General features: G+C 62.8%; 11 protein-coding genes. 4 read left to right on the plus strand and 7 right to left on the minus strand.

From position 1 onward, the window contains the following. Nucleotides 1-53: 53 nt before the first annotated feature. A complete protein-coding gene (locus FM111_RS09105) occupies nt 54-1316 on the minus strand; it encodes a hypothetical protein (RefSeq protein WP_218779193.1) in 1263 nt (420 codons plus the stop codon). A gap of 156 nt (nt 1317-1472) precedes the next feature. Here FM111_RS09105 and FM111_RS09110 point away from each other — a divergent pair, with 156 nt between their 5' ends. Continuing rightward, nucleotides 1473-2291, plus strand: a complete 819-nt coding sequence (locus tag FM111_RS09110) for an energy transducer TonB (RefSeq protein ID WP_256968169.1) — start codon at nt 1473-1475, stop codon at nt 2289-2291. Here the strand turns inward: FM111_RS09110 and FM111_RS09115 are convergent. From FM111_RS09115 to FM111_RS09125, 3 genes are all read right to left on the minus strand, one after another. Next, on the minus strand, nt 2288-4192 hold the full coding sequence (locus tag FM111_RS09115; RefSeq protein WP_087140648.1) for a tetratricopeptide repeat protein: 1905 nt from the start codon (nt 4190-4192) through the stop codon (nt 2288-2290). The genes FM111_RS09110 and FM111_RS09115 overlap by 4 nt on opposite strands. After that, nucleotides 4189-6348: an ATP-dependent DNA helicase gene (locus tag FM111_RS09120; RefSeq protein ID WP_179205066.1), complete on the minus strand. Its 2160-nt coding sequence runs from the start codon at nt 6346-6348 to the stop codon at nt 4189-4191. Before FM111_RS09120 ends, FM111_RS09115 begins: the two co-directional genes overlap by 4 nt. Before the next feature lie 175 nt (nt 6349-6523). Next, entirely contained in the window at nt 6524-7438 is a 915-nt protein-coding gene (locus FM111_RS09125; protein WP_444861014.1) for a 3'-5' exonuclease, read from the minus strand. A gap of 173 nt (nt 7439-7611) precedes the next feature. Here FM111_RS09125 and FM111_RS09130 point away from each other — a divergent pair, with 173 nt between their 5' ends. The 3 genes from FM111_RS09130 (at nt 7612) to FM111_RS09140 (ending at nt 8802) form a co-directional block, all read left to right on the plus strand. After that, complete coding sequence (locus FM111_RS09130; protein WP_087140651.1) at nt 7612-7920, plus strand: type II toxin-antitoxin system TacA family antitoxin; 309 nt, start codon at nt 7612-7614, stop codon at nt 7918-7920. After that, the gene (locus FM111_RS09135) at nt 7917-8465 is read left to right on the plus strand and encodes a GNAT family N-acetyltransferase (RefSeq protein WP_087140652.1); all 549 of its coding nucleotides are present in this window, start codon (nt 7917-7919) and stop codon (nt 8463-8465) included. The genes FM111_RS09130 and FM111_RS09135 overlap by 4 nt, the downstream gene beginning before the upstream one ends. Nucleotides 8466-8535: 70 nt before the next feature. Next, complete coding sequence (locus FM111_RS09140) at nt 8536-8802, plus strand: DUF7662 domain-containing protein (RefSeq protein ID WP_087140653.1); 267 nt, start codon at nt 8536-8538, stop codon at nt 8800-8802. Here FM111_RS09140 and FM111_RS09145 read toward each other — a convergent pair. The 3 genes from FM111_RS09145 to FM111_RS09155 all read right to left on the minus strand — a co-directional run. After that, nucleotides 8799-9236 (minus strand): helix-turn-helix transcriptional regulator, encoded by a 438-nt coding sequence (locus FM111_RS09145; protein ID WP_087140654.1) that lies wholly within the window; start codon nt 9234-9236, stop codon nt 8799-8801. The genes FM111_RS09140 and FM111_RS09145 overlap by 4 nt on opposite strands. Continuing rightward, nucleotides 9233-9517, minus strand: coding sequence for a hypothetical protein (locus FM111_RS09150; protein WP_087140655.1), 285 nt, complete (start codon nt 9515-9517; stop codon nt 9233-9235). Before FM111_RS09150 ends, FM111_RS09145 begins: the two co-directional genes overlap by 4 nt. Next, nucleotides 9514-9906 (minus strand): lytic transglycosylase domain-containing protein (locus FM111_RS09155; protein ID WP_143276080.1); only part of this gene is annotated, 393 nt, incomplete at its 5' end. The genes FM111_RS09150 and FM111_RS09155, both read right to left, overlap by 4 nt.

Below are 9906 nucleotides of genomic sequence, written 5' to 3' on the forward strand. Positions count from 1 at the left end.
CGCGCTCTAGGGCGAAGCCAGCCCAACCAGAGTCGGGAGCCTCGGGACGAGGTCTATCGAAACGTGGAGATCGCAGGATCGGGCTCTCCGAAACGAAACTCGATCCAGTCGTCCTCCTCGTTCTCGCCTGCCTTTATGACCTGGATGATGTCCGGCAATCGACCTTCCCGCAGGTTTCGATCGAAGGCCGCCTGGGCGTGATTGGGCTGGCTTCGCCCTAGAGCGCGAGCCTTCTCAACATGTTTGGCGCCGTTGTCCGCCAGGGTTCTCTTACCCGCCAGGATTTCGACCAACTCTCGGGAACTGATCCTGATCGTCCGTGCGTTCATGCTGTAGCCTCCATGAAATCCAAGATCGTATCCAGGCTCGCGAGCCCTGAGCGCGGCGTTGATGGGCATCCTAATGGGCGTCGGCATCCGCGCGATCGCCTCTAGCGCAAGCTCTTGCAGGCTAGGCGCTCTGGCGTCGTCGTCCCGTACGACCAAAAGCGGATCGATCCACCGCGTCGGACGGTCGGTCCCGAAACCCTGCTGCTCCTCCGATATCGTCAAAAGCAGAACAAAATCGACCGATGAATGCTGGCGCAGAAACTCCCGGGCGATTTCGCCGGAGGTGATGGTGCGCCGGTCAAAAGCGTTCGGTCGGAGCGAAGCGGAATGTGCGTCGCCGACAATAATCCCCGTGTAGCCCGGGGCGCCTCGAAGCTGTCCCGCCTTGGCTTTGAGCGCCCCATACAACGGATTGCGGTCCTTGATCGTAGGAGAGGCGTAAGCGGCATATCCGCCTGTGCTATACGGGGATCGACGAGGATCAATGGTGATGTCCACCCCGACGTCTTCGTCATCGAACGCGATCCGCAGGACTTCGGCGCCTTCGGCGATTTGAGTCTGAAGCAAAGGCTTTATGGTCGCTTGAACAAACTCCTGAATTCTAGGCCGCGGAGGGAGCCGAAGAAGGCGCCGAGATCCTCTTGCGGTCACCTCCTCCAGCGAGTGAACCTGAAGATCGAGACCTCCAATCGGAAGGCCAAGGCGCGTTTTTACTTGCTCCAAAGCCTGGCTAAGTTCGAAGTAGGGATTGGTTTCGTCCAATCCCTCGTCTGACACAGTCGTCACGTCAGCGACGAAGGACACCACAGGTCCCTCAAAATCAATATCCGGGCGCCTTCCTGAAGTGAGTTCCCGCTCATGTCGGAGTTCGCCCAAGCCTGCAAAGGCCTGAAGGACGACCACCTCCCACATGGCCGCCAGTCGATCCTTGCCCGGCCTGTTCAGCCGAGCCGCCAGGCCATCGGCGACGTCGTCGGCGAACTGCATGCGCAGATCATCGAGACGACTCTGCAAGGCGCGTCTGGAGAAAATCATACGGAACTTTCGCCCGCTCTCACGCCGGCGCCAAGTCGGTCTGACGCAAATCCTACGGCCATGATAGTATTCTCAATCTTCTAGACTTCGGGGGAAGGCATGTTTGGATTGATCTACGCCATCGCCTTGGCGGCCCAAGTCACAACCTGGCCCTCACAAGGCGACTGGGATGTAGCTCGAGGACCAGATCGTTGCCTGGCCTATCTGGAGTATGAAGGCGAGGGCGCTACGGAATTGGTCGTCACTGTTGAATTGGACGGCTCCAGCATGGTTCTCGCAACCAACAGCAATTGGACGACCGAACCGGACCGTCAGTATCCCGACATGGCGCTTGAAGTGGGACGAACCCGCTACGCCGGCGCCGGGGCGAAAGGCAGCACCTCAGATAGCTATAAGCGCGGGTTCACGATGCCCATGCCCGCCGAATTCCTCGATGATTTCGCCCAGGGCGACAACCTGAAATTTTTCAACGGCGAAACACTGGTCGACAGCCTTAACCTCAAAGGCAGCGCCATCGCCGTCAGGAGCCTGCGCGAATGCATCACCGCCGTTCGCCGACAGCGTGATGCTGAGGAGCGAGAACGACAGCGCCTGGCGCACATACCGACCAACCCCTTCGCCTTGGCCGGCGCGCCGTCTGCGAACCCCTCCGCCCTCGAATGGTCGCGACCGCCACGTCCGACTGAAGCCGATTTTCCGCAAAGAGCGCTAGATCGCAATGTCGATGGATCGGCCACGGTCGAATGTACGGCAGCCTCAAACGGCAGGCCATCGGACTGTCGCATCCTCGCCGAAGACCCTCCAGGCCTGGGTTTTGGCAGCGCGGCCCTGCGTATCATCCAGCGCGGGCAGCTTTCCCCCCGGACCGTCGACCGCATGTTGGGAGAGAAGATCGAGGTTCGCATCCCATTTAATCGGAACAACTAACCGAGAAGGATCGCTCGCCACCCCCAGGTCTGGCGCTTCTTGTTGAAGCTCAGGACAGCGCTCCCTGACACGAGATCATCGTCATTCAGATCATGAGCCGCCACGACATCGGGCGGAATGAAGATCCCGCCTTCGGTGAACCCCATGCCCTTGTCCACGCGGACCGTTTCCTTAAAGGTGCGATAAATCTTGGCCCCTGGCGTTTCCGTCGAAGGCGCAGCCGTCAGGGCTCGGACAAAGACGCCGCGCTTGGCGGAGCGGCACCGGGCGAGCCTCAAAGCTACGCCGCCGCCGAGAACCACAGCCCCGGCGTACTCTGCCAAGGGATAGACCCCGTGGGCGTCCACACCGGCCATGAAGTGCAGAACCCCCCTGTCGGCGTTGACCTGGTCGATCACGCCGATCGTTTCCGCAAAGACGTCGAAATCAGACCCCTCCTCCCGAAGCGCGGCCGCATGCAAAAGAACGCGCCCGCTATCGGCCTCATGGTCTGCCTTCACCTTGACGGCCTGGCCGACCGACATGGCCTTGAGCCGCAACCTGCTTTCAGGAACGCTGACTTCAAGGGGGAATGGCGACGACCGCAGATAGAGCTTGCGGCGCGGCTTGGTCTCCTGCCCTTCGATCGTAAATCGCTCGCCCACGCAGGCGTCGATCCACGGCAGGGCGCTGAAGAGCATTTCATCGGCCTGGGGCGCAAAGCGCGCGTAGAAGGCCGCCGACGGCTCCGCTGAGGACGCCTCGGCGTACCAGGACGCCTGCGACAGTTCTCTCGCCTCGGTAGGAAGCCTGTGACCCGCACGCGTCTTGTAGTCGATGACGCGCATCACCTCGCCCTTAGCCTCGGCCAAATGGTCGAGATCGGCCAGAACGCGCGCCAACTTCAAGCGCACGCCGCCGACGAAAGCATCGTCCTGGGAACAGACGAGAGCCTTGCAATAGCAACTGATGCGCTGCTCGGCCTCCGTCACCAGGTCGCCCAACAGTTCCCATGCCCAGTACTCGCCGGACTTGGTCCGCGCGAAGTCGATCGCCAGAGCCCGTGCATCCTCCTGCCGCCCGAGCGCACGCAGGATTTTCACCTTGTTGAGCTTCAGCCAGACATTGTCGGGGAAGCGCGCCATCGCCTGATCGACGAAGGGATGGATGTAGTCGAGATCGCCAGCCTGCCCAGATGCCGCAGCCTCCTTGGCCGCCTGCTGCACGACCGTCTCCGCCAAGGACTGACGAGACTTCCCGTCCTCCGCGACATAACGCTCGAAATCCTCTTCGCGCAGATGCTCCAGACCCCACATCCGGGCGAACACCATGACCTTGAGGTGACCGCCCGAGGCGAGGCGGAGCGCCTGCTGCAAGACGCAACTGTGCAGCATGGAGGGCCGCTCGACATCGAGCTTCATATAGGCGCCGAGATATCGCTTGGCCTCTCCAACAACGGCCGCAGGCCACTGATCCTGCGCCCCCTGCTGGGTGAGTTGACGCGTGGCCTTAAACAGATCCCACCCGTAGTTCGCATGGTTCGAGGGATCGAGCGCGCCGCGTTCAAAGGCCTCGGCATAGATCCTCACGGCCTGCCGATGCTCGCCGTCGCGGCTCAAGGCCCTCGCCTTCTGGAGGTCCTTCGCCCCCTCTTGAAGCAGGCTCAAGGCGTAACCGCGCTGCTTCGTCAGCAGGTCGTCGTCCGGCGGCACCGCCAGTTGGCGAAGTTCGTCCGCATAACGGTTCAGTTCCGGCCCAGGATCCGCCGCAAGCTTCTTGACGAGGTCCACCAACACCCAGCCAAAGGCGCGAACATCCCAGGCGTCCCGGTCCGGAGCGCCCATGCGCTCCAGACCCATGGCGTAGGCCGCCTCAAGGTCTCCGGACCTTCGTGTTTCGAAAATGGCCTTGGACGAGATCACGCCTTCATCCCACCCGTCAGCAGGTCCACCACCTCAGGGAGCAAGGGGCCGACGGTGCAGGCGTTGTCGACGGGTTGGCACTTCGTGAGCCTGCTTTTGTTGTTGTACCAGATGTCGATCGTCGCCACCTCGCCGTCACGCTCGAAGGCGTAACGCACGCACCAGGGACGCTCAGTCAGGCTCGCGACCCTGATCCGGCGCTCCCGCAGCATGGGCTCGAGCTGGTCATGGTATTCCTGAAGGAAGGGACGACTGAGGCCGCCGGCCTCCACGGCGCCGGTTCCCGTCGGCAGCGGCCGATTGGTCAAGCCGCCGAGCCGTCGCGCCAGTTCCTCGCTCAACGGCCCCTTCTGAACCGCCGCCACGCTCTTGACCCTGCCCCTGGCGTTATAGGCGATGTTCAGCCGTGCAGCCTCTTCGCCGCGACGGAAGAAATAGGCTTCCTGGTACTGATTGTGGATGATCGACTCGATCTCGATTCCCGTCCCATCCAGCAGGACCTGCACCTGACAGACGATGGCGAACAGGGCGCCGTCTTCCTCCGACAATCCGAACGTCCCAGCCGAATCAGCGCTCCCGGGCGGCCGCGTCCCCTGACCGCCGCTCACCACGCCGATATCGCCGCCGAGGGTCCTGTGCGGCGGATTGATCAAATAGACGCGGTCGCTGGTGCGCGTCATAGCGGTGTAGAGCCAACGGAAGGCGTCCGCCGACAACGGATTTTGCGTCGTGGGACAACTGACGAAGACATGCTCCCACTCGCTGCCCTGAGCCTTGTGGCAGGTCAGGGCGTAGCCGAACTTGACCCTCAGCGCGTTGAAGTAGGGATCGCTCTGAAGCTCAAGCTTGAAGGCGGCGTCGCCCGGCTTCAGGTGACGTTTCCTCGTACGGAAATCGACATAGAGCGCCTTCTGCTCGTCGGACCCGAGCCCCGGGCTGTTGTCGTACAAAAGGTTCTCGAGGATCTTGGTCCGGAAGAAGAAGGGACGACCTGACAAATCCCTCAATCCGGCGAGAACCTCGCGAAAGGCGAGCGCGACCGTGATGGTCTCGATCTCCTGCGTGTCCGGGTGTTTGCGCTTGAGAGCGACCTCTCTGGTCTCGACCGTCGCGCCGGCCTCTTTCACCCAGATGAAATCGCCGTTCGAAATGAACTGACCGTCGATCCTTGTGTTCTTGACGACCATCAGCTTGTCGCCGGCGGCGACCGTCTCCATGCTCGGAAAGAAGATCTGGCGCGCAGCACGATTGAACTCCGCGGCCTCGGCGTTCGATCGCGAGATGATCACCGACTTTGCATTGACCGCATGATCACAAGACTCGAAGTAGACCGACATGAGGTCTTCAGCCGCGAGCCTGGACACCTCCGCCCCGTCGAAATCGAAGCCGATCTTGTTGAAGATCCCGACCTCTAGCGCGTCGCGCAAGGGTTGGACATTGCGCATGACGGCGCTGTCGGCCTTCTGGCGCACCACGTCCTTGAGCTCATAGCCCTGGACGGCGACGCCATAGGTCTTTCTCAGATAGACCTCATCGAGCGCCGGCGAAAAGGCCATATCGACCGGCGGCAACTGGGCGGCGTCGCCGATGAAGATGACCTTCTTGTCGTGGTCATTGTGATCCAGACCGACGTGGGTCAGAAAATCTTTCAGCAGATAGCCCGACCCGCTGCGAAAGAACTCTCCCTCCTGATAGACGTCGGACACCAGCGACGCCTCGTCCACGATGAAGACGGTGTTGGCGGGAAGATCGTTCTTCGCGATCTCCAGATAGGCTTTGAAGGTCTCGGACCCGACCACGCCGTCGTCCGTGTATTCAGAAAATTTCGTGTAGTCGTAGACCTTCTTATGGAGGGTCTCCGCGTCAAATCCGCTCTTGGCGGCGATCACCTTGGCGGCCCGGCCTGTCGGCGCCATAAGGCAAAACGTGCGGCCCTGAGCCTCTAGATATCGCCCCAACCCCCTGGTGATGAAGGTCTTGCCGGTGCCCGCGTAGCCCTTCAGCAGGAAGACGTCGGCTGCGTCGTCAGACAGAAAGCGCTCAAGCTCTGCAATGAGTTCTTCCTGGCCGGGCGTCAGGGTCTCGCCCGCGAATGCATCGCGCAGCGTAAACTCCTCCCCTTCAAGGCGGGGCTCGATTGCGATGACGGCAGGCACGCTGTTCACACTCATCGTCAGGCCCGCGCCAACTCAGGCCGCTGTTTTAGAAAATCAAACTCGCCGGTCATGCCCGCCGCCCATCGCTTCATCAGTCACGGCCTGCCTAGCCGATTCCCTCACCTGGTGAAGATCTAGCCTGCCGTTTGAGCAAACAATGTTGGACAATCCGTCATCAACACCGCTCGGAAAACCGATCATAGGCGCTCACCCGGCGAACCAGGGGTTCACGGTCGCCCAGGCCGATGTCGCGAGCGAGGAAGTCGAGTTCTTCCGCCTTGTCGGCCTCCGAGACATCCGTGAACCAGGCCTTGGGCCCGCCAAGCCCTTCTGCGTTCCAACGATAGCCCCGCGCCTTCAGAACATCCTTCAGATCAAAGGGCGCGCCTTCGGCCCAGATGCGCCAGGTCGGCGCCCTCGCCCGCTCCAGCAGCCGCGCCAAGGCCCGTTCGCCGCTGCGCGGCAGCTTCGACGCCAGAAGAGCGATCCCGGCGGCGCAATCATGCACGGCGCGGTGTCCGTCGTAGAAGAACCCCACCCCCATGGCGAGATAGGCCAGCTTGACGCCCTCATGGCCCTCGTCGCCCCAGTCGATCTGGGTCATGGAGCAGGCCCAGGGCTTGGTCACGAAGACCGGGCAAAAGCGCTCCAGGAAACGACGATCAAAGGCGGCGTTGTGGGCTATGATCAGATCCGCCTGCCCCGCGAAGCGCGCGACCTCTTCGGAATCAATGCTCCGACCCGCGACCATGGTGTCGTCGATCCCCGTGATGGCCGTGATGTGGGCCGGGATCGGCTCAGCCGGTTGGCGTAGCCCCTCGAAGGCCTCGCCGACTTCGGTGATCCGCCCGTCGCTTCCATAGGTGAACGGGACCATGGCGAGTTCGATGATCTCATCCTTCTCAGGATCCAACCCCGTGGTTTCGACGTCCACATAGAGACCGCGGCGGACCGGTCCCCCGTCCGACGCCTCGACCACCAGCCCCGGCGAGAGCTTGCGCAACACCCGGTACTCGCCGCTCTGTTCGAGCTGCTCCGCCATGGCCTCAAGACTCAATGTGTTCACGCCGACGCCCCATTCCTTGCGCACGCACCGCGTGCTCAAGCTTGATAAGATCGTCGCTCGACCCGAACCGCAAGCCGGACCCGAAGCTTCTCTCTGATGGATCTACGCCTCCTGCGAACCCGCCCACCCAGGCTTCAGATTGATTTGTACGTCCAATCGGCGTACATGATCCCTCTGTAGGAAGAGAGGAGGCCCCCATGCTCGCTTTCCGAGACGAAGTCGGCGAGATCGATGAACGCAGCAGCGAGCGGATGAATTTCCGCACCAAGCCGCGGATCAAGGAGACGATTCAGCGCGCCGCCGCGCTAAGCGGCGTGGACGAAACCGCCTTCGCCATGAACGCCGCCTATCAATCCGCCCTCCTCACCATCGCCGCGCACGAACACACGCGCCTGGCGAGCGTGGATCACCACGCCTTCTTCTCGGCCCTGGAAACCCCGCCCGAGCCGACGGACAAGCTGCGCGCGGCCTTCGCCCGCCACGACAAGACGATCACCGGCCGGTGAGTCAGGACGAGGTCGCGCCCCGCAACATCATTGAGCCGTTCGATCCCGACAAACACGATCGAACGGTTTTTTCCTGCGGCGTCGAACAGGTCGACAACTTCTTCAAGAAGACCGCCAACAAGCTGGCCAAGGCCGACAATCTCCGGGTCTGGGTCCTGACGGATCCCGAGGGTCGATTGATCGGCTTCTACGCCCTCAACGCCCACGCCGTCGACTATGCGGAGCTTCCGGACAGGTTCGCCAGGACCCGACCAGGTCATGGCTCCATTCCCGCCGCCTACATCTCCATGATCGGCGTCGACGTTCGCTTCCAGGGCCAGGGATATGGGGGCGACCTTCTGATCGATGCGCTCAAACGCATCCACAAGGTCAGCGAGTCCCTGGGCGTGGCCGTCGTCCTGCTCGACGTGCTCGACTGCGGCGATGCCGACAAGGTCGGCAAACGCGCCGAGCTCTACAAGGGCTACGGTTTCGCGCCCCTGCCCTCGCAACCGCTCCGTCTCTTCCTGCCGATTGCAACCCTGAGCGGATTAATCGGGGCCTAACCGCCGCGCCCTGAAACCGCCTCCTTACAAGAAACTGGCGACGCGCCAAACGCCGCCATAAAGACGGTCGATGTCCAAATATGATCCTCTGGCCCGACACCTCCGACGCCAAACGTCGAATACGGTGGAGATGACCTTCCGGGACCTGGAACTGGTGCTGAGAGCCATGCTTCCGCGCAGCGCCGAGCGTCCGCAATGGTGGGCCAATGAAAACAACGAAACCACCCGCCATGTCCAAAGCCGGGCCTGGTTGAGCGCGGGGTATGACGCCGTCCTCGTCAAGGGACAGGAACGCGTCAGGTTCGTCCGCCGGTCACGAGATCTGGAAAAAACCTAGAAGTCGAAACCCAACTGGTCCGCCGACGCGGTCCGCGCAGCGCGCTTGCGTCCGCGCAATCTTGGAGCCGCCTCGACGAGCGCTTCCCTAGAGGTCGAAACCGTCGGCGGGTTCTCTCGCAGATCCAAGGCTTTCGGCGCCTCGGCGGCGCCCCTCTTCGGCGATAGACGCGGCATGCCGGGCAGGCGCGGCCTCGACGGCGGCTTCAGCGGCCGGCCCGCGCCCCGGACGGCCTTCCAGGCCGTGAGTTCGCTTTCCCACCAGCAGACCCGCCCCGGCGATACCGGCACCGGCGCCGGAAAGTCGCCGGTCTGCTGCATCCGCCAGGCCGTGGTGCGACTGATGCCCGCGATGTCCCGGACACGCCCCCAGGGCAACAGCCGATCCTCCCGTCCGCCGGTCTCAATCGCCTCGCCGTTTGATGGTAAGGTCATGAGGTCGCCCCGCGTCGCTTGGCCGCCGGCGGCGCCCCGGTCCTGAGATCCGAGATCTGGGAACGCGCCCATTCACGCAGAAGCCCGCGCGGATAATAGGGTTTGGAGCGAATGTGGCGACAGGGCGGACCGTTTGCCGCCGTCGACCAAATCCGCGCCAGGGTGGCCGGTTTCAGGCGTATCCCTATGAGCGCCAGAAAGGCCGAGGCTTCGGCGCGCGTCAGCAGGTCCTCGTCGCCGGACGGAGCGTCGACCTCGTCGCCGACAACAGAAGGCGTCATGGCGCCGCCCCTTCCGACCGGCACTGACGGCCGTTGGTGACGCTCCGCCCAGCAGTCAGGGCGAGATAGCAGTCGATGACCGTCACGACATAGGCGCGCGTCTCGGCGATATCCGGAACCCGGCCGAGACGGGCCACGCGGCCCGGTCCCGAATTATAGGCTGCAAGGGCGAGTCTCAGATCGCCAAACCGGATGATCTGGCGCGCCAGATAGTCCGCCCCTCCTCTCAGATTTTCAACAGGATCGAAGCGGTTCCTGACACCCAGGTCGAGGGCTGTGCCCGGCATCAGTTGCGTCAGGCCGGCGGCGCCGGCGGGCGAGACCGCGTCCGGTCGAGGCCGTGTAAAAACGTGCTGAGCGACGGTGGGGCGGAGGTTGAGACGAAGCGC

Origin of the sequence: Brevundimonas diminuta 3F5N, from assembly GCF_900163625.1 — a bacterium.
Classification (GTDB): domain Bacteria; phylum Pseudomonadota; class Alphaproteobacteria; order Caulobacterales; family Caulobacteraceae; genus Brevundimonas; species Brevundimonas diminuta_A.

Excerpts from the sequence above, each read along its gene's own strand:
- FM111_RS09105 (WP_218779193.1), bottom strand. The coding sequence starts at position 1,316 with ATGCAGTTCGCCGACGACGTCGCCGATGGCCTGGCGGCTCGGCTGAAC.
- FM111_RS09130 (WP_087140651.1), top strand. The coding sequence starts at position 7,612 with ATGCTCGCTTTCCGAGACGAAGTCGGCGAGATCGATGAACGCAGCAGC.
- FM111_RS09140 (WP_087140653.1), top strand. The coding sequence starts at position 8,536 with ATGTCCAAATATGATCCTCTGGCCCGACACCTCCGACGCCAAACGTCG.
- FM111_RS09145 (WP_087140654.1), bottom strand. The coding sequence starts at position 9,236 with ATGACCTTACCATCAAACGGCGAGGCGATTGAGACCGGCGGACGGGAG.
- FM111_RS09150 (WP_087140655.1), bottom strand. The coding sequence starts at position 9,517 with ATGACGCCTTCTGTTGTCGGCGACGAGGTCGACGCTCCGTCCGGCGAC.